Genomic DNA, 22,445 nt, shown 5'->3' with positions numbered 1-22,445 from the left:
ACGCCATGAGTCAAGAACACCACACCGAAGATTACGCCGACATCCGCGAGGCCGTTGCCAAGCTCTGCGCGCAGTTCCCCGGCGAATATTGGCGCAAGCTCGATCGCGAGATGGCCTACCCCAAGGCGTTCGTCGATGCGCTGACCGAGGCCGGCTATCTCTCGGTGCTGATCCCCGAGGAATACGGCGGCGCGGGCCTGAAGCTGTCGGCGGCCGCGGCGATCCTGGAGGAGATCCAGCGCGCGGGCTGCAACGGCGGCGGCTGTCACGCCCAGATGTACACGATGGGCACGGTGCTGCGGCACGGCAATGCCGAGCAGAAGGCAAAATACCTGCCGAAGATCGCGAGCGGCGAATTGCGCCTGCAGGCGTTCGGCGTCACCGAGCCGACCAGCGGCACCGACACCTCCTCGCTGAAGACGTTCGCGCGCAAGGACGGCAACGACAGCTACATCGTCAACGGCCAGAAGATCTGGACCAGCCGCGCCGAGCATTCCGACCTGATGGTGCTGCTGGCGCGCACCACGCCGAAGGACCGGGTCAAGAAGCGCACCGATGGCCTTTCGGTGTTCATCGTCGACATGCGCGAGGCCAAGAACAACGGCCTCGAGATCCGCCCGATCCGCACCATGATGAACCACGCCACCACCGAAGTGTTCTTCACCGACATGAAGGTGCCGGCGGAGAATCTGATCGGTGAGGAAGGCAAGGGTTTTCGCTACATCCTGTCCGGCATGAATGCCGAGCGCATCCTGATCGCCGCCGAATGCGTCGGCGACGCCAAGTGGTTCATCGCGAAAGCGACGAACTACGCCAAGGAGCGCGCCGTGTTCGGCCGGCCGATTGGCCAGAATCAAGGCATCCAATTCCCGATCGCCAAGGCCTACGCTTCGATGCGCGCGGCCGAGCTGATGGTGAAGGAAGCCACGCGCAAATACGAGGCCGGACTCGACTGCGGCGCGGAGGCCAACATGGCCAAGATGCTGGCGGCGGATGCGTCCTGGGAAGCGGCGAATGCCTGCATCCAGACCCATGGCGGGTTCGGCTTTGCCGAGGAATACGACGTCGAGCGCAAGTTCCGCGAGACGCGGCTTTATCAGGTGGCGCCGATCTCGACCAATCTCGTGCTGTCCTTCGTCGCCGAGCACGTGCTCGGCATGCCGCGCTCGTACTGAGGTCGGGCCATGGGAGCACTTGACGGGATCAGGGTGATTGCGGTCGAGCAGGCGGTGGCGGCGCCGTTCTGCTCATCGCGCCTGGCGGATGCCGGCGCGGAGGTGATCAAGATCGAGCGGCCCGAGGGCGATTTCGCCCGCGGCTATGACGCGGCGGCCAAGGGCCAGAGCAGCTATTTCGTCTGGCTCAACCGCGGCAAGCAATCAGCTGTGGTCGATCTCACGACGAAGGAAGGCCGCGCCGAGCTGGAGAAGCTGATCGCGGGTGCCGACGTGCTGATCCAGAACCTGAAGCCGGGCTCGATGGACAAGCTCGGCTTCTCGCGCGAGCGGCTGCTGAAGGACTATCCAAAGCTGATCTCGTGCACGATTACCGGCTATGGCGACGAGGGCCCCTACGCGCATCGCAAAGCCTATGATCTGCTGATCCAGGCCGAGAGCGGCCTTGCCTCGATCACCGGCAATCCCGACGGCGCCTCGCGCGTCGGCATGTCGATCGTGGACGTCGCGACCGGCGCCACCGCGCATGCGGCGATCCTGGAGGCGCTGATCGCGCGCGGGCGCAGCGGCAAGGGCGCCGACATCCGCATCTCCATGTTCGACGTGATGGCGGACTGGTGCACCGTGCCGCTGCTCAATGCCGAGGCCGGCAATCCGCCCAAGCGCATGGGCCTGCGCCACCCCTCGATCGCGCCCTACGGCGTGTTCACCTCGAAAGACGGCAAGGACATCCTGATCTCGATCCAGAGCGAGCGCGAGTGGAAGACGCTGTGCGCAAAAGTGCTGGATCAGCCGGACCTGCCAGCCGATCCCCGCGTCGCCAACATGGTCGAGCGCGTGCGTAACCGGGATTTCACCGACAAAACCGTGGCCGACATCTTCGGCAGGATGACGCGCGATGAGCTGTTGAAGCGGCTGTCGGACGCCGACATCGCCTTTGCCGAAGTCAACACCATGGCCGACCTCACCAACCATCCGCATCTGCGGCGCATCGAGGTCGACACGCCGAAAGGCCGCGTCAGCTATCCCGCGCCGGCGCCGATCGTCGTCGGCGAGACGCGCTCTTACGGTGCCGTGCCCGCCATCGGCGAGCGTCCCCAATCCAAATAATGAGAGCGAGGCGTCATGACCGAGAAGCTCGACATCGATCATTTGCGGCAATGGATCGGCCGCAGCCAGGAGGCCACCGACGTCGTCACCGCGCAGCTCGTGAAGGGCCTGCGCGCGACATTGTTCCAGGAGGTCGGCGAGCCCAAGGCGGGCGACGTTGCGCCGTTCACGGTGCACTGGTGCCTGGCGCAGCCGGTGTTTCCGATGTCGATGCTCGGCCCCGACGGCCACCCGACCCGCGGCGGCTTCCTGCCGCCGGTGCCGCTGCCGCGCCGGATGTGGGCGGGCGGCGACATCGAGTTCCTGCAGCCGCTGCAGGTCGGCGATGAATCGACGCGGACCTCGCGCATCGCCGACGTGCAGATCAAGACCGGATCGACCGGCACGCTGTGCTTCGTCTCGGTCGAGCACAGCATCTCCTCGCCGAGGGGCACGGCGATCCGCGAGCGGCAGGACATCGTCTATCGCGAGATGACGGGCGGCGCGCCGGCGGGCGGCAAGGCCCCGCCTCCGCCGCCGCAGGCGCAGCATCGCGAAACGCATGTGTCCGATCCCGTGCTGCTGTTCCGCTATTCCGCACTGACCTTCAACGGCCACCGCATCCATTACGACCGCGACTACGTCACCAGGGTCGAGGGCTATCCGGGCCTGATCTTCCACGGCCCGCTGCAGGCGGCGCTGATCGTCGAGATGGCGGCGAAGCTTCGCGGCGGCAAGGCACCGAAGAAGTTTACGTATCGCGGCGTGCAGCCGCTGTTCGAGGGCACGGAGTTCTCGGTTAACGCCAATGACAGCGGCGAGAGCATGGAGCTTTGGACCGCGAACGCGGAGGGGCAGCCGACGATGAAGGGCACGGCGGTGTGGTAATAGTCTCTCCTCGTCATTGCGAGGAGCGAAGCGACGAAGCAATCCAGACTGCCTCCGCGGAGATAGTCTGGATTGCTTCGCTTCGCTCGCAATGACGGGCGGGGCTGGTAGCGCGGCAATAAACAGGGGACGGAAACCATGGGCAAGAACGGCAAGACCGGCAGCAAGTCCGTCACCGTGAAGCAGGCAACGCTGGACCTGCTGCGCGCCTTCGGTATCGACAGGGTGTTCGGCAACCCTGGTTCGACCGAGCTGCCGTTCCTCAGCGACTGGCCTGGCGATATCGACTACGTGCTGGCGCTGCAGGAAGCCTCTGCCGTCGGCATGGCAGACGGCTATGCGCAGGCGACGCGCAATGCCGGTTTCGTCAATCTGCATTCGGCCGCCGGCGTCGGCAACGCGCTCGGCAACATCTACACCGCCCACCGCAACCAGACGCCGCTGGTGATCACCGCGGGCCAGCAGGCGCGCTCGATCCTTCCCTTGCAGGCGTTCCTCTATGCCGAGCGCGCCTCGGAGTTTCCGCGGCCTTACGTCAAGTACAGCGTCGAGCCGGCGCGGGCCGAGGACGTGCCGGCCGCGATCGCACGGGCCTATTACACCGCAATGCAGCCGCCGTGCGGGCCGACCTTCGTGTCGATCCCGATCGACGACTGGGCCCATGCCTGCGCGCCGATCGAGGCGCGCAAGGTCAGTCGCGAGATCGGGCCAGAGCTGGAGCCGATGAAGGCGCTGGTGGCTGCGCTCGGCTCGGCAAAGCACCCTGCCCTCGTCGTCGGTCCCGGAATCGATCGCGCCGGCGCGGTCGAGCTGATGGTGCGCGTTGCCGAGAAGGCCAAGGCGAGCGTCTGGGTCAGTCCGTTCTCGGCCCGCTGCTCCTTCCCCGAGCGGCATCCGCAATTTGCGGGCTTTCTGCATGCCTCGCCGGCCCAGTTGTCCGACGCGCTGCGCGAGTACGATCTCATCGTCGTCATCGGCGCGCCGGTGTTCACCTTCCATGTCGAAGGCCACGCCGCGATCTTCGACGGCGGCGCGAGCATCTTCCAGATCACGGATGATGCGGATGCTGCCGCGGTGACACCGGTCGGCACCAGCGTCATCGCCACGATAAAGCCAGCGCTGAGCCTGCTGCTCGACCTGCTGCCCGAGAGCAAGCGCGTCACGCCAAAAGGCCGCACGCTGCCACCGGCGCCGCAGGCCGCCGATCCGCTGCCGGTCGAATTCCTGCTGCACTCGCTGTCGCAGGCGATGCCCGACGGCGCATCACTGGTGGAGGAAGTGCCCTCGCACCGGCCGGCGATGCAGAAGTTCATGCCGATGCGCGGCCAGGACAGTTTCTACACCATGTCGAGCGGCGGCCTCGGCTATTCCCTGCCCGCCGCGGTCGGCATGGCACTGGGCAAGCCGAAGCAGCGCACCGTGTGCCTGATCGGTGACGGCTCGGCGATGTATTCGATCCAGGCGCTCTGGACCGCGGCGCAGCGCAAGCTGCCGCTCACCGTCGTCGTCATCAACAATTCCGGCTACGGCGCGATGCGCTCGTTCAGCCAGGTGATGCAGGTGCGGAACGTGCCGGGGCTGGAGCTGCCGGGGATCGATTTCGTCCGGCTTGCCGAGAGCATGGGTTGCCATGCGATGCGGGTGACGAAGGCGGCGGAGCTGGGCGAAGCGCTGAAGCGCGGGATGGCGTTCGAGGGCACGAGCCTTGTCGAGGTCGTCGTGGATTCCGCGGTGCCGGTGCTGTACGGGCAGAAACACTGACGCGCGCTCATCCCGGCTACGGCATCACGACGCCAGAAATCCTCCATCCGCGGCGAGCACGTGCCCGACCACATAGGACGACGCATCCGACGACAGCCACACCACGGCCTCCGCCACTTCCTCCGGGCTGCCCATCCGCCGCAACGGCAGGCCGGCGCCGACCGTCACAACATCGCCGACGCCGGCGCGCAGCATCATGTCGGTGACGACGCGGCCGGGCGCGACGGCGTTGATGCGGATGCCGCGCGGCGCGCTCTCCATCGCCGCCGAGCGCGTCAGCGAGATCGCGGCAGCCTTGGAGGCCGAATAGAGCGAGAAGCCGGGATTGGGGTTGCGCACGCCGCTGACGGAGGCGTTGACGACGATGCTGCCGCGGCCTTTCGCCAGCATCGCCGGCAATTGATGGCGCAGGCACAGGAACAGCGCGCGAACATTGGTGTCGAACACGCTGTCGTAGATCTCCGTGCCCTGTTCCTCCAGCGGCGCCCGGCGCTCCTGGAAGCCGGCATTGTTGAAGGCGACGTCGAGCCGGCCGCAGCGCTCGACGGCCGTGCCGACGAGGCGCGCGACCTCGTCTTCCTTCGTGATGTCGGTCTTGAGCGCGATCGCCTCCGTGCCGAGCTCGCGGCACGCGGCGGCGGTGGCCTCGATCTCGGCCTCGCGCCGGCCGGCGACGATGACCGCCTCCGCCCCTTCGGATGCCATCCGCAGCACCGTGGCGCGCCCGATGCCGCTGCCGCCGCCCGTGACCAGGCAGACCTTGCCGCTCATCCGATGACCTGCCGGCAAAGCTCCGCTCATGGTCCACTCCAAAACACTTGCGCGCGCCGTTGCGCGCATATAGTTGTATGATACAACTATATGGGCCGAGTCAAGCCATGGCCGAACTTTCGCTGATCGACGACATCCGCGCCGCCTCGCGCCTGATGGTGCGCGAGCTCGGCTTCATGGACGCCACGGTGGCGGCCTCGGGCTATCCGCCCTCCGCTGTGCACACGATCCTGGAGATCGGCATCCGCGGTCCGATGAATTCGGGCGAGCTCGGCGATTTCCTGCGGCTGGAGAAATCCAGCGTCAGCCGCCTGGTGCGCAAGCTGATCGATTGCGGCGAGCTCAAGGAGATGCCGGACGAGGCGGATGCGCGCAGCAAGCGGCTGTCGCTGACGGCAAAGGGCCGGCGCACGCTGGAGGCACTGCATGCGTTCGGCCGCCAGCAGGTGCGCGGCGCGCTGGCGGCGCTGACGCCGGCCGAGCAGCGCACTGTGCGCGAGGGCATGATGCTCTATGCGCAGGCGCTCAGACAGAGCCGGGTGGAGGAAGCGGCGGTGTAGCCACACTATCGGTGTCATCCCCCGGCTTGACCGGGCGATCCAGTACGCCGAGACGGTTGTGTTGAGCCGACACGCCGCGGCGTACTGGATGCCCCGCCCCCCGTGCGCAATTGCGCACTAGGCGGGGCATGACAGCATCAATCGCGGCGTCTACTTCCGGAACTCGTCCCGCATCTTGGCCTGGATCTTGGCCATGCCGCCGATCCAGCGGTCGTAGTTCTCGGTCTTCTTGCGCATGTAGCCGAGCACTTGCGGGTGCGGCAGGATCAGGAATGTTTCCTGCTCGAGGCCGGCGAGCACGTCTTTCGCCACCTGCTCGGGCGTCAGGTCGCCGTCGCCGGATTGCGGGCCCTTGGGGATCGAACGCAGCATGTTGGTGTCGACACCCTGCGGACACAGGATCGAGACCTTGATGTTGTGGGCCTTGTGCGAGATCGCGAGGTTCTCGGCAAAACCGACCGCGGCGTGCTTCGTCGTCGAATAGGCCGGACTGCCGACCTGCGACAACAGGCCCGCGGCCGAGATTGTGTTGAGGAAATAGCCGCCGCCGCGCGCCCTCATGCGGGGGACGAGATGCCGCGCCGCATAGACATGCGCCATGACGTGGATCGCCCAGCTGCGCTGCCACGGCTCGTCGGACGCGCCACCGGCATTCTCCGACATCGGATCGAAGCCGCCGCCGATGCCGGCATTGGAGCAGAACAGCGCGATCGGCCCGAACTGCCGCTCGGTCTCCTCGATGACGTGGACGATGTCCTTTTCCTGCGCGACGTCGCATTTGAAGGCGGCGCCATCGACCATGGCGGCGACCGCTCTCGCATTGGCGGCGTCCATGTCCGCGACCACGACCTTGGCCGCACCCGCATTGTGAAAGGCCTCGCACAGCGCCTTGCCGATGCCGTTTGCGCCGCCCGTGACGACCACGACCTTGCCGGTCACCTGCATGCGACGTCTCCTCTGTCTTGTGTCGCTTTTTTAACGCGCCGCTTATTCCGCGTCGCGGGTCAGCTCAACACGAGGTCGAGCACCGCGGTATAATGGCATGCCGCGCCGGCCAAGACAAAGCCGTGCCAGATCGCATTCTGGAAGCGCAGCCGCCGCCAGGCGTGGAAGATCACGCCAAAGCTGTAGAGCAAGCCGCCGGCAAGGATGAAGCCCAGCGCCAGCGTGGGCAACGCCCTGACCACGGAATCGTAGAGCATCATGCCGCTCCAGCCCATCGCGAGATAGATGCCGACCGAGACGCGGTCGAACCGGCCGGGATAGAGCAGCTTCAGCACGATGCCAAGAATTGCCACGCACCAGACGCCGGCGAGCAGCACCAGCGCGAACACGCTGTCCTTCAGCTCCAGGATGAACGGTGTGTAGGTCGCGGCGATCAAGAGATAGATCGCAGAATGGTCGAAGCGACGCAGCAGCCATTTGGCCGGCGAGACCGGCCAGAGATTATAGGTCGCCGACAGCACCAGCATCGAGAGCAGGCCGGCGACATAGATCGAGACGCCGACGATGTCGGTGGCGTCGGCATAGACCGCCGTCAGCACCACCAGCACGGTTGCGGCGATGAGGCCTGAGAGAACACCGATCGCGTGGACGATGCCGTCGGCGATCAGCTCGGCGCGATCGTAATCCCAGCCGATCGCGTCGGCTGCGGCGTGGACGGAATTGGACGCGAACTGTTTCATTTGGAAGACGGTCATGGCAATCCGCAAAGCGTGGCAATGCCCTCTTGGATGGGTCTCTCGGGATCGGCGCATCGTTCAAACGGCTGATTTGCCGACAAAGGCGGTGGAAGTATGAAAGCTTGAATTTCCTCAGGCAATTGCCACTTTTGTGACTAGTCCAATTTGCGTATCCCTCGCCCGAGATCCCCCACGTTCATATGGCATTCAGTTTCCAGGATATGGTCGAGGAGGCGCGGCTGTCGGCCCGGGCGCTGATCGACTATGGCGAGCACTTCTTCAACCCGACGGTGCGGCTTGGTGTCACCGGCCTGTCGCGCGCCGGTAAGACCGTATTCATCACCGCGTTGATCCACGGGCTGACGCGCGGCGGCCGGTTTCCGGTGTTCGAGGCCTATGCCTCGGGCCGGATCGCGCGGGCGCACCTGGCGCCGCAACCGGATGATGCCGTGCCGCGCTTTGCCTATGAAAGCCATCTGCGCGCCCTGATCGAGGAACGGCGCTGGCCGAACTCGACCGTGGACATCAGCGAGCTCAGGCTCGTGATCGACTACCAGCGCCCGAACGGCGCCGATCGCACGCTGACGCTCGACATCGTCGACTATCCCGGCGAATGGCTGCTGGACCTGCCGTTGCTCCACAAGAGCTACGAGCAATGGTCGGCGGAGAGCCTGGCGCTGTCGCGCGAGGCGCCGCGCGCGCCTCTCGCGGCCGAGTGGCACACCCATCTCGCAACGCTCAAGCCCGAGGCGCGCGAGGACGAGCAGGCGACGCTGACGGCCGCCAAGCTTTTCACTGATTATTTGCGCGCCTGCCGCGACGAGCGCTTTGCGATGAGCCTGTTGCCGCCCGGCCGCTTCCTGATGCCCGGCAATCTCGCCGATACGCCGGCGCTGACCTTTGCGCCGCTGGATTTGCCCGCAGGCGGAGAGGCGGGCGAGGGATCGCTGTGGGCGATGATGGTGCGGCGCTTCGAGGCCTACAAGGACGTCGTGGTGCGGCCGTTCTTCCGCGATCATTTCGCGCGGCTCGACCGCCAGATCGTGCTGGCCGATGCGCTCTCCGCGTTCAACTCCGGCCCCGAGGCGCTGCACGATCTCGAAGCCGCGCTATCAGGCATTCTCGACTGCTTCAACATCGGCCGCAGCACGATCCTCTCCAGCCTGTTCCGGCCACGCATCGACCGCATCCTGTTCGCGGCCACCAAGGCGGATCATCTGCATCATTCCAGCCACGACCGGCTCGAGGCGGTGCTGCGCCGCGCCGTGTCGCGCGCGGTCGCCCGCGCGGAAAACACCGGCGCGGCGATCGACGTCGTCGCGCTCGCCGCCGTCCGCGCCACGCGCGAAGCGCAGGTGGCGCGGGGCCGCGACAAGTTGCCGTCGATCCTGGGAACACCGGCCGCAGGCGAAAGCGCCGGTGGCGAGTTCTTCGACGGCAACACCGAGGTTGCGACCTTTCCGGGCGATCTGCCCGTCGATCCCGAACCGCTGTTCAACGGCACGGATGCGTTCCGCGGGCTCGCGAGGGAGGCGGCGGGGAACAGCGATTTCCGCTTCCTGCGCTTCCGGCCGCCGAGGCTCGAACGCGAGGGGGCCGACGAGCCGACGCTGCCACACATCCGCCTCGACCGTGCCTTGCAGTTCCTGATCGGAGACAAGCTGTCATGACCGACCGATCGAAGCCACGGCGGCCGGCGACGTTCCGTCTGGACGATCCCGGCGTCGTCGTCACCGAGGCCGACGAGACCAGCCGCCTCGCCCGCGCGACGATCCAGATCACGCCGGAGCCGGATCCCGCGATGCTGCCGGTGCCGGTGCAAGCCGCACTCCCGGCGCGGCGCGGTTTTCCCTGGGGCACGCTGTTCTGGTCGGGGCTCGCGGGATTGACGCTGCTCGGCACCGGGCTCGGCGTAGTCCATCTGATCGAGGATCTGTTCGCGCGCAACGAAACGCTCGGCTTCGTCGGTCTTGCCTTCGCCTGCGTCACCGCGCTGGCGCTCGCGGTGGTGATCGGGCGCGAGGCGTTCGGGCTGGCGCGGCTTGCGACCATCGAGAAGCTGCATCAGCGCGCAGCGGCCGTGCTGGCCAGTGACGATCGCAAGGAGAGCCGGGTCATCGTGCAGGACCTGCTCAAGATCGCGCACCAGAACCCGCAGCTGGCGCGCGCCCGCGCGACGCTGGAGAGCCATGCCGGCGAGATCATCGACGGCGCCGACATGATCCGCCTCGCCGAGCGCGAGCTGATGTCGCCGCTGGACGCGGAAGCGCGACGGCTGGTGTCCTCAGCGGCGCAAAAGGTCTCGATCGTCACCGCGGTCTCGCCGCGCGCCGCAATCGACGTGCTGTTCGTGTTCGTGGCGGCGCTGCGCCTGATCCGCCAGCTCGCTTATCTCTATGGCGGCCGTCCCGGGGCGCTCGGCATGATCCGCCTGCTCCGCCACGTCATTACCCATCTCGCCATCACCGGCGGCATGGCCGCGAGCGACAGCCTTGTGCAGCAGATGCTCGGCCACGGCATCGCGGCGAAGCTGTCGCAGCGGCTCGGCGAAGGCGTGCTGAACGGATTGCTGACGGCGCGGCTGGGATTGGCCGCGATCGATGTCACGCGGCCGCTGCCGTTCGCGGCCCTGCCGCCGCCGAAGCTGTCGGATCTGGCGACGGACCTGCTGCGGAAGAAGGACGGTGAAGAGTAGCGGCTCTCTTTCTTACCCTCCCCTGGAGGGGGAGGGTCGGCTCGCAGCGCGCCAGCGATGCGAGACGGGGTGGGGTGACGGTGCCTCCACATCCGGCAGTACCCCGTGTGGAGAGATCACCCCACCCCGCTCGCGCTGCGCGCGATCGACCCTCCCCCTCCAGGGGAGGGTAAGAGAAAGCGCCCTATGCGCGCGAACGGGCTTCGAATTCTCCCGCCAGCACGCGCCACAAAAATAGCGGCGAGTCCTTGGGCGGTGACAGCTCCGGGGTCCAGCCGGTCAGCTTCTCCAGCACATAGGTGTCCGTCACGACACCGCGCCAGCGGCGATCGACCTGGCCGAGTTGCTCGCGCTGGGCGGGGATGCTCTCCCACAGCGATGAACGATCGTCCGGCTCGCGCCCGACATAGATTCCGGCGTGGCCCTTGATCTTGTCCATGCCGGGATCGCGGAAATCCTGGAAGCGGCCGCGCTCGTTGATCTCGATCACGGGCACGCGGCCACGGAACAGCCAGCGCATCATGGCGTAGGTGCGGTAGTCCGTGGTCGCGATCCAGGTCGCGCCGGTTTCGTCGAGCGCAGCTTGCGCGCGCGCGGCCACCTGCTCGTAGCCGGCTTCGGCACCGATCGGGTCGAGCTTGCCGAGCAGATTCCAGGGCGCGGCGACGTAGTAGAGGAACACGATGATGGTGAAGCCGATGCCTGAGACGATCGCTGTCCTGACCCAGAACAGCGAGGATTCCAGCATCCGGGCGGACCATCCCTCTTTCCTCATCGTGACGAGATTGACCGCGGTGGCGGCAAAACCGACCGGCCACATGAACATCGGCCAGGTGTCGCCGACGCGAAGCGTCAGCGACTTGAAGAAGAAGTAGGCGAACGGCACCAGCACCGCGGTCGACAACAGGATCGCGACCGGCTCGCGCGTGCGATAGCCGCGCCATGCCGTCAGCACCAGGCCCGTCAACACCACCGGCAGCATGACGAAGCCGACCAGGCCGAATTGCAGGCCGATGTAATCGCCGATCGTACGCAGCGAGAGGCCGTAATTGGCGGTCGCGCGCACGCCCTGGAAGCGGAACGAGGCCCAGTCGTGCTGCGCGTTCCAGATCAGCACCGGCGAGAACACGGCGATCGCGACCAGGACGGCGAGATAAGGGTAAGGACTGCGCAGCCAGCGCCAGCGCCAATCCGGCACCAGCAGAAAAGCGGCAACCGCCGGCGCGAACATGATCACGGTGAATTTCGAGAGCATCGCGAGGCCCGCGAACAGGCCCGCCGCCAGCCACCAGCGTCCGTCGCCGCTTTGCGCCAGCCGCACCAGCGACCACATCATCGCGACCGCGAACGGGATCATGGCGACATCAGGCGCGACCTTGGCCATCAGAAGGCCGTAGTAAAGCGCGGCTTCCGGCATCAGCACCGCGAACACGATCGCGCGCGCATCATGGGTGAGGCGGCGGACGATGTCGGCGAGCAGCAGCTGCGTCACCAGCATCGCGACGATGCCACCGAAGCGAGCGCCGAGATTGGTGTCGCCGAAGATCGCGGTTCCGAAGCGGATCAGCCAGGCGATGCCGGGGGGATGATCGAGAAAGCTGAGCGCAGCCTCCTTGGACCAGGTCCAGTAATAGGCTTCGTCGGTGCGCAGCTCGATGACGGAGGCGTAGACGATGCGGAGCAGCGTCATCGCGGCGATGATCGCTGCAGCAATCAGGATGAGACGGCGTTCGGCGCCGTCTGGCTTCGCAGAGATGTCGGGAGCGATCGTCACGGTCGCGCTTTTCCCCGACTTGGGAGGGGGAGTCAATGTGGGGAGCGTGCCGCAGATACCGCTGTGGCCCGGGCAAGCGTCAGCGCAGACCCGTGACCCATAACCACAGGGGCCGTAGGGTAGGCAAAGCGAAGCGTGCCCACGGTTATTGAGGATAGAGATCGTGGGCACGGCGCGCCGGCGCGCGCCTTTGCCCACCCTACGGTTTGGTAACCTTTGCCGCGCATGTGACCTTACAACCTGTCCACACCGGGAATTAAAGGCTACGCTGGCTGTTCTCCTCCATGAACTGATACAATCGAATCATGGCCACCGCTCCCAGACAGATGTCCGTCGTCCGCGCCACCGGCGTGCGGCAGGTGCGGCTCGTCTGCGGCATCATCCTGTTCGCCTATGTGGTCAGTCATTTCCTCAACCATGCGCTCGGCAACATCTCGGTCGATGCTATGGAGACCGGGGTCTACTACCACACGCTGTTCTGGCAGTTCCTCCCGGTCGCGATCGTGTTCTACACGGCCGCACTCACCCATATGGGGCTCGGCCTCTACGCACTATATCAGCGCCGCCAGTTCCGCTGGCGGACGATCGAGCCACTCCAGCTCGTGCTCGGCTTGAGCATCCCCGTGCTCGTCATGGGCCACGTCATCGGCGTGCGGCTCGGACAGACGCTGTACGGACACGAGAAGCTCTATCCGCAGGAGCTCTATCTATTCTTCGTCGCGGCGCCGGGCCGACTCTGGCAGATGACGATCCTGCTTCTCATTGCCTGGGTGCACGGCTGCATCGGCATCTATTTCTGGCTTCGGCTGAAGCCGTTCTTCACGCGCGCGGCGCCCTATCTGCTCGCGGCCGCCGTGCTGATCCCGACGCTGTCGCTGCTCGGCGTCTACCAGGGCGGCCGCAGCGTTGCCGCCGACAGTGACGACGGCGAATGGCGTACGCACAATCTCACCCGCCGCCAGGTCGGAACGGCTGCGGAAGGCAACACGCTCGACCGCATCGCGGGCGGTCTCACCATCGGCTATTTCGGACTGCTTGGACTGGTGCTCGTGGCGCGCGGCGCGCGCGCCTTGCGCGAACGTCGCGGCGGCATGATCGCGCTGTCCTACGGCAACGGCAAGACGGTGCGCGTCCCCAAGGGCCTGTCCGTGCTGGAAGCGAGCCTGCGCCACAACGTGCCGCATGCCAGCGTCTGCGGCGGCCGCGCCCGCTGCTCGACCTGCCGCATCCGCATCATCGGCGATCATGACACCCTTCCCACACCGTCGCAGCGCGAGGCCTTCGTGCTCACCCGCGTCGGCACCGCCGATCCCTCGATCCGGCTGGCCTGTCAGCTGCGCCCGACCTCCGACCTTTCCTTCTTCCAGCTCTTCACGCCTCACACGCATGGAGCGGACGGGCAGGCCTCGACATCCGCCAGCATCGGCCAGGAGCGCTATCTCGTCAGCCTGTTCGTGGACATGCGCGGCTCGACGCAGCTGGCCGAGAAGCGGCTGCCGTTCGACACGGTCTTCATCGTCAACCGCTTCCTCGGCGCGGTGTCGCAGGCGGTCATCGAGAACGGCGGCCAGCCGAACCAGTTCGTCGGCGACGGCATGCTGGCCCTGTTCGGCCTCGCGGCCGACCCGCAAACCGCGTGCCGGCAGGCGCTCAAGGCCGCAGCCGGGATCGCCACGCATATCGACGCGCTCAACGACCTCCTGAGCCACGATCTGCGCCAGCCGATCCGCTTCGGCATCGGCATCCACGGCGGCGAGGTCATCATCGGCGACATCGGCTATCGCGATCACATCGTCTTCACCGCGCTCGGCGATGCCGTCAACGTCGCGGCCCGCCTGCAGGACATGACCAAGACGCTGGCCTGCGAGGCGATCGTTTCGGAAGAAATCCGCCGCACCGCTGATATTGCCGAGGACGCCCTGCCGCAGCAGGAGGTCGCCATCCGCGGCCGCGACGAGGTGCTCGCGGTGCGCGTGGTGGCGAATGCGAGGGAGCTGGCGGGGCTGGTCGATCGCAGCGAGCGCGTGGCGGCTTAAGGCGCAAGCCAAGCGCGAGGTGCGCTCCCTCTCCCGCCTGCGCTACAGCAGCTCGGCTCAATCTCCTACAAGCGCAACACCGGCCTGCTGCAACGCAGCGGCATGGGCTTGCTGCGAAAGCACGAATTGACATCATCCAAATCGAGGCGACAGATGAGCGCGGGTCTCGCGGTGATGACCGCGGTCAGAAGAAAAGCTCCGGGAGGAGACCACATGTTCGATCGACGCGACCTGCTCAAAGGTGCGGGCCTCGCCGCGCTGGCGGCAGGATTGGACGCCACCAGGGCGCTGGCCCTCGACACCGTGACCCTGCCCTTCGCCAACGGCGAACGACCGCTGGTGAAGTATCCGCAGAAGCGGCCGATGATCGGCCTGACCAGCCGGCCGCCGCAGCTCGAGACGCCGTTTGCGGTGTTCAACGACGGCCCGATCACGCCGAACAACGCATTCTTCGTGCGCTATCACCTCTCCGACCTGCCCTACGATCTCGACCCCGACAAGTTCACGCTGGAGGTCAAGGGCAAGGTCGACAAGCCGCTGAAACTGTCGCTGAAAGACATCCGGAAGATGAAGGCGACAGAGCTCGTCGCCGTCAACCAATGCTCCGGCAACAGCCGCGGTTTCTTCGAGCCGCGCGTGGCCGGCGGCCAGCTCGCCAACGGCGCGATGGGCTGTGCGCGCTGGCGCGGCGTGCCGCTGAAGGTGGTGCTCGAGACGGCGGGCGTGCAGGCCGGCGCCAAGCAGGTGACGTTCAACGGCATGGACGGGCCGGTCAACGACAAGACGCCGGATTTCGTCAAGGCACTCGACATCGATCACGCCAGCGACGGCGAGGTGATGCTGGCCTATGGCATGAACGGCGAGGACCTGCCGTTCCTCAACGGCTTCCCGCTGCGCCTGATCGTGCCCGGCTATTACGGCACCTACTGGGTCAAGCACCTCAACGAGATCACCGTCATCGACAACGTCTATGACGGCTTCTGGATGAAGTCGGCCTATCGCATCCCCGACACGCCGAACAACGCGGTCGAGCCGGGCACTGCGCCGAAGGCGACCATCCCGATCAACCGCTTCACCATCCGCTCCTTCATCACCAGCATCCCCGACGGTGCCAAGCTGAAGGCGGGAGCGGTGACCCTGCGCGGCATCGCTTTCGATGGCGGCAAGGGCATCAAGGCGGTCGAGGTCTCCACCGACGCCGGCAAGACCTGGGTCAGCGCCAAGCTCGGCAAGGATCTCGGCAAGTACGCCTTCCGCGAATGGAAGCTGCCGGTGAAGCTCGCGGCCGGCAGCCACGAGCTCAAGGTCCGCGCCACCGGCAATGGCGGCGAGACCCAGCCGGACACGCCGCGCTGGAACCCGGCGGGCTATTTGCGCAACGTCGTCGAAACCGTCCGCGTCAGCGTGGCCTGAAGGAGACTGATCATGCAGCGCACCGTTCTCCTCGCCATCACGCTCGCCGCCGCCGCATTGATGGGCTCGTCACTTGCAGCGCCGGTCAATTACAAGACCCCCGACGAGGTCGCCGCCTTCAAGCCCGGACCCAATCTCGAGGTCGTGCAGGGCAATTGCGGCGCCTGCCATTCGTCCGACTACGTCGCCACGCAGCCGCCGATGAAGGACAAGAGGGCCTTCTGGCAGGCCGCGGTGACCAAGATGATCAAGGTCTATGGCGCACCGATCGACGATGCCGATGTCGGCAAGATCGTCGATTATCTGGCTGCGACGTATTGACGGACGCCGGCACGCGTGCCGGCCATTTGACCGCGAAACGGGCAAAAGCGGCAAAAACGCCGCGAAGTTGAGCGGAATTCGGCGAAATGGCGATGTGGTTTGAGCTACCAAGCCTGCCACATTCCGCGTATCCTGTTAGGACCGAACCGGCCGGTTGGCGGGGACTGGCGGTTCGAGATCTCGGAGGAAGACCCGCGGAGAAGTCGTGATGGCTAAAGGTACGGTCAAGTGGTTCAACCCGACGAAGGGTTATGGATTTATCCAGCCTGCGTCGGGTGGCAAGGATGTGTTCGTGCATATCTCGGCAGTGCAGAAGGCCGGTCTGTCGACCCTCAACGAGGGACAGACGGTGGAATACGAAGAGATCGCAAACCGGGGCAAGACCTCCGCGGAGAACCTCAAAGTATAAGCCCGAGCCAGCCTTTGCTGCCTCCCGGATTTGTCCGGGAGCGGGCCAAAAAAATTTAAGAAGACGGCCGGTGCATTCGACGACAGGCGTTGCGATTGCACAAGGATAGCTATTTTTCCTGCGAAGACCGCTTATCGAACCACAGCAATGACAATCGCGACTGCACTTCGCTAACCCACCGGCAGCGGTGCGTCGCGCTTGATCTCCTCCATCACCGCATAGGTCCGCGTCTCGCGCACGCCCGGCATCGACAGCAGGGTCTCGCCGAGAAAGCGTCGATAGGCGGTCATGTCGCCAAGCCGCGCCTTCACAAGATAGTCGAAGCCGCCGGCAACCATGTGACACTCCAGCACTTCAGGGGCGAGCCTCACGGCCCGTGCGAACCGCTCGAAATTGTCGGGCGTGGTCTTGTCGAGCAGCACCTCGACGAACACCAGGAGCCCAAGGCCGAGCCGGTGCGGATTGAGCCGCGCGCCATAGCCTTCGACAAAGCCCTCGCGCTGCAGGCGCTTCAGCCGCTCGCCGATCGAGGTCGGCGACAGCCCGATGCGCTCGGCGAGCTCGACATTGGCGATGCGCCCATCCTCCTGCAAAATCGAGAGGATTTTCCGGTCGGTTCGGTCCAGTTCCATACTTTATGAGGCCAAGCTGTTTCCTATCTTCATTTTCTAAGGCAAACTGGCTAGATTGTCTATCGAACTGCGGTCACGCGGGCCTTATCCTGGATGTTAGCCACAGGACACGCCATGCCGAACATCCCGCCGCCCTTCTTAGCGCCTTACGCCCCCGATGACGCCGAGATCGCCGCAAAGCTTCTGCCGGCTTCGCATCTCGCCCCACCACAGGAGGCGCGGATCGACCGCACTGCGACGCGGCTGATCGAGGCCATCCGCAAGCGCGACGACCGGCTCGGCGGGGTCGAGGACATGCTGCGGGAGTTCGCGCTCTCGACCAAGGAGGGGCTGGCGCTGATGGTGCTGGCGGAAGCGCTGCTGCGCGTGCCCGATGCACGCACCGCCGACCAGTTCATCGAGGACAAGCTCGGCGAGGGCGATTTCATCCATCACGAGACCAAGTCCACGGCGTTCCTGGTCAACGCCTCGGCCTGGGCACTCGGCCTGTCCGCCCGGGTGATCCAGCCGGGGGAGACGCCCGACGGCACCATTGGCCGGCTGGTGAAGCGGCTCGGCGCACCGGCGGTGCGCACCGCGACGCGCCAGGCAATGCGGCTGATGGGCAATCATTTCGTGCTCGGCGAGACCATCGAGCAGGCGCTGGAGCGGGGCCGGCCGCGCTCCGGCCAGAAGCCGCGCTATTCCTTCGACATGCTCGGCGAAGGCGCGCGCACGGCCGCTGACGCCAAACGCTATTTCGACGCCTATGCCACCGCAATTGAGACGATCGGCAAGGCGGCGGGCAACCATGCCCTGCCCGACCGGCCCGGTATCTCCGTCAAGCTCTCGGCGCTGCATCCGCGCTTCGAGGCGATCAGCCGCGACCGCGTGATGCGCGAATTGGTGCCGCAACTGCTGGATCTCGCGCAGCGCGCCAAGACCTACGATTTGAACTTCACCGTCGATGCCGAGGAGGCCGACCGGCTGGAACTGTCGCTCGACGTGATCGCGGCGACGCTCGCCGATGCGTCACTTGCCGGCTGGCACGGATTTGGCCTGGCGATCCAGGCCTATCAGAAGCGCGCCAGCGCGGTGATCGACTATGTCGATGCGCTGGCCCGCGCGCATGACCGCAAGCTGATGGTGCGCCTCGTCAAGGGCGCCTATTGGGACACCGAGATCAAGCGCGCGCAGGAGCGCGGGCTCGACGGCTATCCCGTGTTCACGCGCAAGGCGATGACCGATCTGAACTTCATCGCCTGCGCGACGAAGCTTCTCGCCTTGCGGCCGCGCATATTCCCGCAATTCGCCACCCACAACGCGCTGACGGTCGCGACCGTGCTCGAGCTCGCGCAAGATGGCGGCGGTTTCGAGTTCCAGCGCCTGCACGGCATGGGCGAAGCGCTGTACGAGCAACTCGCCAAGGATCATCCTGACATCGCCTACCGCACCTATGCGCCGGTCGGCAGCCATCGCGATCTGCTCGCCTATCTGGTGCGACGGCTGTTGGAGAACGGCGCCAACTCGTCGTTCGTGGCGCAGGCGGCCGATTATCGCGTGCCGGTTTCGGCGCTGCTGCAGCGTCCGGCGGAAGCCATTGTCCGGCCGCAACAGGCAGCTCATACCAAAATTCCGTTGCCGGCAGATCTGTTCGCGCCGGAGCGGCGCAATTCGCGCGGCGTCGAATTCGGTGAGCGCGCCGCACTCGACCAGCTGCTGGCCGACGTCAGGGCCGAGGCGGCCGATCTCAAGCCTGTCGCTAACGCAACACCGGATCAAGCCAATGCGGCGGTGACGGCTGCGCGCGCCGGCTTTGCCGGCTGGAGCCGGACGCCTGCAGGCACACGCGCCGCGGCGCTGGAGCAGGCCGCGCATCTCCTGGAAAGCCGCCGCGCCCGTTTCATCGCGCTGCTGCAAGGCGAGGGCGGCAAGACGCTCGACGACGCGCTGTCCGAGCTGCGCGAGGCCGCCGACTTCTGCCGCTATTACGCCGCGCAGGGCCGCAAGCTGTTCGGCGTTGATACGACCATGCCGGGCCCGACCGGCGAGAGCAACGCGCTCGTCATGTGCGGCCGTGGCGTGTTCGTCGCAATCTCGCCGTGGAATTTTCCGCTGGCGATCTTCCTGGGCCAAGTGACCGCGGCGCTGATGGCCGGCAACAGTGTGGTGGCAAAACCCGCCGAGCAGACGCCGCGCATCGCGCGCGAGGCCGTCGCCTTGCTGCACGAGGCCGGCATCCCCAGAAGCGCGCTGCATCTCGTCACCGGCGATGGCCGTATCGGCGCCGTCCTCACCGCGCATCCTGATGTCGCCGGAATCGTCTTCACCGGCTCGACCGAGGTTGCCCGCGGCATCAACCGAACGCTCGCGGCTAAGGACGGGCCGATCGTGCCGCTGATCGCAGAGACCGGCGGCATCAACGCCATGATCGCGGATGCCACCGCGCTGCCCGAGCAGGTGGCCGATGATGTCGTCACTTCCGCGTTCCGCTCCGCCGGCCAGCGCTGCTCGGCGCTGCGACTCCTGTTCGTGCAAGAGGATGTCGCCGACCGCATGATCGAGATGATCGCGGGCGCCGCGCGCGAACTCGGGATTGGAGATCCCGCCGATGTCGCGACCCATGTCGGTCCAGTGATCGATGAGGAGGCCAAGCAACGCCTCGATGCGCATGTCGCGCGGATGAAGCGCGAGGCGCGGCTGCACTTTGCAGGCCACGCGCCGGATGGCTGCTTCGTCGCGCCGCATATCTTCGAGCTCAAGGAGGCTGGTCAACTCACCGAGGAGGTGTTCGGCCCGATCCTGCATGTCGTTCGCTACCGCGCGGAAAACCTCGAGCGTGTGTTGCAAGCGATCGCGCGCACCGGCTACGGGCTCACGCTCGGCATCCATTCCCGCATCGATGATACGATCGAGGCCATCATCAACCGCGTCCAGGTCGGCAACATCTACGTCAACCGCAACATGATCGGCGCCGTGGTGGGCGTGCAGCCGTTCGGCGGCAGCGGCCTGTCCGGAACCGGCCCCAAGGCCGGCGGCCCGCACTACCTCGCGCGCTTCGCCACCGAGCAGACGGTGACGATCAACACCGCGGCTGCCGGCGGCAATGCCGCATTGCTTGCGGGAGAGGAGTGAGGCCCCGCGCCAGGCGCCGTTGCATCCCGGCAAAACATCGGTCTAATGCTCCCACTACCTGCCCGCGCCAATTCCAGCGCGCGGGAAACGACTGAAGCGAGGGAGCGACGCTGCGATGGAGAAGGGCATTTTTGCCGGCCTGAAGGTTCTGGACTGCGCAAGCTTCATCGCAGCGCCCGCGGCCGCGACCGTGCTGTCGGATTTCGGTGCCGACGTCGTCAAGATCGAGCCGCCCGGCGCCGGCGACCCCTACCGCAATCTGCCCAACATTCCGGGCTATCCGGGCGGCGAGCACAATTACGCCTGGCTGCTGGAGGCCCGCAACAAGAAGAGCATCGCGCTCGACCTGTCCAAGCCGGAGGCGCAGGCCGTGCTCTACAAGCTCGTGGAAGAAGCCGATGTCTTCATCACCAACATGCCGCCGCCGGTGCGCATCAAGCTCGGCATCACCTATGACCATCTCGCTCATCTCAACGACCGGCTGATCTACGCCTCCTTCACCGGCTATGGCGAGAAGGGCGAGGAAGCCAACAAGCCCGGCTTCGACAGCAACGCCTATTGGGCGCGCTCCGGCCTGATGGACCTCGTCCGCGCCGACACCGACACCACGCCGGCGCGCTCGGTCGCGGGCATGGGCGATCACCCTTGCGCCATGGCATTCTACGGCGCGATCGTCACCGCGCTGTATCAGCGCGAGAAGACCGGCAAGGGCTCGCACGTCGCCTCAAACCTGATGGCGAACGGCTTGTGGGCGGCGAGCGTGCTGGCGCAGGCAAAACTCTGCGGCGCCAAGTTCGGCGAGCGGCGCCCGCGCGAGCGCGCGCTCAACGCGGTCGCCAACCATTATCAGTGCAAGGACGGCCGCTGGCTGATCCTGTCGCTGCTCAACGAAGAGAAGCAGTTTCCGACGCTGGCCAAGTGCGTGGGGCGCGAAGACCTGATCGATGATCCCCGCTTTGTCACCAAGGCCGACCGCCACGCCCGCTCGGTCGAGCTGATCAAGATCCTGGACGAGACCTTCGCCACCAGGGATCTCGCCGAATGGCGAAAGATCCTCGACGGCAACGGTCTCGTGTTCGGCGTCGTCGCCATCCTGGACGACATCCCGAACGACAAGCAGATGCTGGACAACGAGGTGCTGGTGCCGTTCGAGAACGACACCATGCTCACCATCAACAGCCCGATCTGGATCGACGGCGCCAAGAAGGTGCAGCCGCGCAAGCCGCCGGCCGTCGGCGAGCACAGTGACGAGATTTTGCGCGGGGCGGGATATGACGAGGCGGCGATCAAGCAGCTGAGGGGTTCGGGGGCTGTCGGCTAGGACGCGCCGCTCTAACCCCGTCATGCGAGCGCAGCGAAGCAATCCAGAGTGTCTCCGCGGATGCATTGCTGGATTGCTTCGCTGCGCTCGCAATGACGATGCTGGACTATCTCGCTATAACAACCGGCAACACACCGATGCCGCGAGGTCTCATGCCCAGCTATCGCCTTCACTACTTCCCCGAATCCGGCAACAGCTACAAGCTGGCGCTGATGCTGACGCTCTGCGGCGAGACGTTCGAGCCGGTCTGGACCGATTTCGCCGGCGGCGTCACGCGCACGGCGGAGTGGCGCAAGGCCGTCAACGAGATGGGCGAGATTCCCGTGCTCGAGGTCGACGGCGTGAAGATGACGCAGACCGCGCCGCTGCTGCTGAAACTGGCCGAGCAATACGGCCGCTTTGGCGCCGAGACGGAGGACGAGAAGTTCGAGCTGTTGCGCTGGCTGTTCTGGGACAACCACAAGCTCACCGGCTACATGGCGACCTACCGCTTCATGCGCGCCTTCACCGAGAAGAACGACCCGCAGGTGCTGAAGCATTTTCGCCGGCGACTCGAAGACTTTCTCGGTATCCTCGACGGTCATCTCCAGCACAATGCTTTCGCGATCGGCGCAAGGCCGACGGTCGCCGACATTTCGATGATGGCCTATCTGCATTATCCGAGCGATGAGCACGGCTTCGATTTCGCCGCGAGCCATCCGGCCATCCATGCCTGGCTCGGCCGCATGGCCGCGCTGCCGGGCTGGAAGCCGGCCTACGAGCTGCTACCCGGCAAGCGGATGACGAATTACGCGACGTGACGGC

General features: G+C 66.0%; 19 protein-coding genes. 14 read left to right on the top strand and 5 right to left on the bottom strand.

Annotated elements, in window-relative coordinates; genetic code table 11:
* Positions 1 to 5 precede the first annotated feature (5 nt).
* From N2602_RS07955 to mdlC, 4 genes are all read left to right on the top strand, one after another.
* A complete protein-coding gene (locus N2602_RS07955; RefSeq protein ID WP_260382273.1) occupies positions 6 to 1,175 on the top strand; it encodes an acyl-CoA dehydrogenase family protein in 1,170 nt (389 codons plus the stop codon).
* 9 nt (positions 1,176 to 1,184) lie between these two features.
* On the top strand, positions 1,185 to 2,285 hold the full coding sequence (locus N2602_RS07950; protein WP_260382272.1) for a CaiB/BaiF CoA-transferase family protein: 1,101 nt from the start codon (positions 1,185 to 1,187) through the stop codon (positions 2,283 to 2,285).
* Positions 2,286 to 2,300: 15 nt separating this feature from the next.
* Complete coding sequence (locus N2602_RS07945; RefSeq protein ID WP_260382271.1) at positions 2,301 to 3,152, top strand: MaoC family dehydratase N-terminal domain-containing protein; 852 nt, start codon at positions 2,301 to 2,303, stop codon at positions 3,150 to 3,152.
* A gap of 138 nt (positions 3,153 to 3,290) precedes the next feature.
* Positions 3,291 to 4,913: a benzoylformate decarboxylase gene (gene mdlC, locus N2602_RS07940; RefSeq protein ID WP_260382270.1), complete on the top strand. Its 1,623-nt coding sequence runs from the start codon at positions 3,291 to 3,293 to the stop codon at positions 4,911 to 4,913.
* 24 nt (positions 4,914 to 4,937) lie between these two features.
* Here the strand turns inward: mdlC and N2602_RS07935 are convergent, their stop codons facing one another.
* A complete protein-coding gene (locus N2602_RS07935; protein WP_260382269.1) occupies positions 4,938 to 5,714 on the bottom strand; it encodes an SDR family NAD(P)-dependent oxidoreductase in 777 nt (258 codons plus the stop codon).
* Between the two features lie 77 nt (positions 5,715 to 5,791).
* Here N2602_RS07935 and N2602_RS07930 point away from each other — a divergent pair, with 77 nt between their 5' ends.
* On the top strand, positions 5,792 to 6,244 hold the full coding sequence (locus N2602_RS07930; protein ID WP_260382268.1) for a MarR family winged helix-turn-helix transcriptional regulator: 453 nt from the start codon (positions 5,792 to 5,794) through the stop codon (positions 6,242 to 6,244).
* A gap of 150 nt (positions 6,245 to 6,394) precedes the next feature.
* Here the strand turns inward: N2602_RS07930 and N2602_RS07925 are convergent, their stop codons facing one another.
* Positions 6,395 to 7,189 carry an SDR family oxidoreductase gene (locus N2602_RS07925; RefSeq protein WP_172788419.1) on the bottom strand — a complete coding sequence of 265 codons (795 nt, stop codon included), beginning with the start codon at positions 7,187 to 7,189 and terminating at the stop codon, positions 6,395 to 6,397.
* A 59-nt stretch (positions 7,190 to 7,248) separates the two neighbouring features.
* A complete protein-coding gene (gene trhA / locus N2602_RS07920) occupies positions 7,249 to 7,944 on the bottom strand; it encodes a PAQR family membrane homeostasis protein TrhA (protein WP_260382267.1) in 696 nt (231 codons plus the stop codon).
* Between the two features lie 182 nt (positions 7,945 to 8,126).
* On the opposite strand from trhA, the gene N2602_RS07915 reads away from it, so the two are divergent.
* Positions 8,127 to 9,596 carry a YcjX family protein gene (locus tag N2602_RS07915; RefSeq protein ID WP_260382266.1) on the top strand — a complete coding sequence of 490 codons (1,470 nt, stop codon included), beginning with the start codon at positions 8,127 to 8,129 and terminating at the stop codon, positions 9,594 to 9,596.
* Positions 9,593 to 10,621, top strand: coding sequence for a YcjF family protein (locus N2602_RS07910; protein WP_172788422.1), 1,029 nt, complete (start codon positions 9,593 to 9,595; stop codon positions 10,619 to 10,621). Before N2602_RS07915 ends, N2602_RS07910 begins: the two co-directional genes overlap by 4 nt.
* Positions 10,622 to 10,805: 184 nt before the next feature.
* Here N2602_RS07910 and N2602_RS07905 read toward each other — a convergent pair whose 3' ends face one another.
* Positions 10,806 to 12,311 (bottom strand): glycosyltransferase family 39 protein, encoded by a 1,506-nt coding sequence (locus tag N2602_RS07905; protein WP_260383620.1) that lies wholly within the window; start codon positions 12,309 to 12,311, stop codon positions 10,806 to 10,808.
* A gap of 389 nt (positions 12,312 to 12,700) precedes the next feature.
* Between N2602_RS07905 and N2602_RS07900 the strand changes: the two genes are divergently transcribed.
* The 4 genes from N2602_RS07900 to N2602_RS07885 all read left to right on the top strand — a co-directional run bounded on the left by N2602_RS07900 (position 12,701) and on the right by N2602_RS07885 (position 16,574).
* Positions 12,701 to 14,431 carry an adenylate/guanylate cyclase domain-containing protein gene (locus tag N2602_RS07900; protein ID WP_172788423.1) on the top strand — a complete coding sequence of 577 codons (1,731 nt, stop codon included), beginning with the start codon at positions 12,701 to 12,703 and terminating at the stop codon, positions 14,429 to 14,431.
* A gap of 213 nt (positions 14,432 to 14,644) precedes the next feature.
* Entirely contained in the window at positions 14,645 to 15,844 is a 1,200-nt protein-coding gene (locus N2602_RS07895) for a molybdopterin-dependent oxidoreductase (RefSeq protein ID WP_172788424.1), read from the top strand.
* 12 nt (positions 15,845 to 15,856) lie between these two features.
* A complete protein-coding gene (locus N2602_RS07890) occupies positions 15,857 to 16,165 on the top strand; it encodes a cytochrome c (protein ID WP_172788425.1) in 309 nt (102 codons plus the stop codon).
* Positions 16,166 to 16,373: 208 nt separating this feature from the next.
* A complete protein-coding gene (locus N2602_RS07885) occupies positions 16,374 to 16,574 on the top strand; it encodes a cold-shock protein (protein ID WP_008563500.1) in 201 nt (66 codons plus the stop codon).
* Between the two features lie 170 nt (positions 16,575 to 16,744).
* Here N2602_RS07885 and N2602_RS07880 read toward each other — a convergent pair whose 3' ends face one another.
* On the bottom strand, positions 16,745 to 17,206 hold the full coding sequence (locus tag N2602_RS07880; RefSeq protein WP_260382265.1) for an Lrp/AsnC ligand binding domain-containing protein: 462 nt from the start codon (positions 17,204 to 17,206) through the stop codon (positions 16,745 to 16,747).
* A gap of 114 nt (positions 17,207 to 17,320) precedes the next feature.
* Between N2602_RS07880 and putA the strand changes: the two genes are divergently transcribed.
* From putA to N2602_RS07865, 3 genes are all read left to right on the top strand, one after another.
* A complete protein-coding gene (gene putA / locus N2602_RS07875; protein WP_260382264.1) occupies positions 17,321 to 20,320 on the top strand; it encodes a bifunctional proline dehydrogenase/L-glutamate gamma-semialdehyde dehydrogenase PutA in 3,000 nt (999 codons plus the stop codon).
* 115 nt (positions 20,321 to 20,435) lie between these two features.
* The gene (locus N2602_RS07870; protein ID WP_260382263.1) at positions 20,436 to 21,641 is read left to right on the top strand and encodes a CaiB/BaiF CoA-transferase family protein; all 1,206 of its coding nucleotides are present in this window, start codon (positions 20,436 to 20,438) and stop codon (positions 21,639 to 21,641) included.
* Between the two features lie 152 nt (positions 21,642 to 21,793).
* Positions 21,794 to 22,441 carry a glutathione S-transferase family protein gene (locus N2602_RS07865; RefSeq protein ID WP_172788428.1) on the top strand — a complete coding sequence of 216 codons (648 nt, stop codon included), beginning with the start codon at positions 21,794 to 21,796 and terminating at the stop codon, positions 22,439 to 22,441.
* The last annotated feature ends 4 nt before the right edge of the window (positions 22,442 to 22,445 follow it).

The sequence above is a fragment of the Bradyrhizobium sp. NC92 genome (assembly GCF_025200865.1).
GTDB lineage: Bacteria > Pseudomonadota > Alphaproteobacteria > Rhizobiales > Xanthobacteraceae > Bradyrhizobium.
The sequence above is the reverse complement of the archived record's forward strand: the minus strand, read 5'-3'. Positions and strand labels throughout refer to the sequence as shown.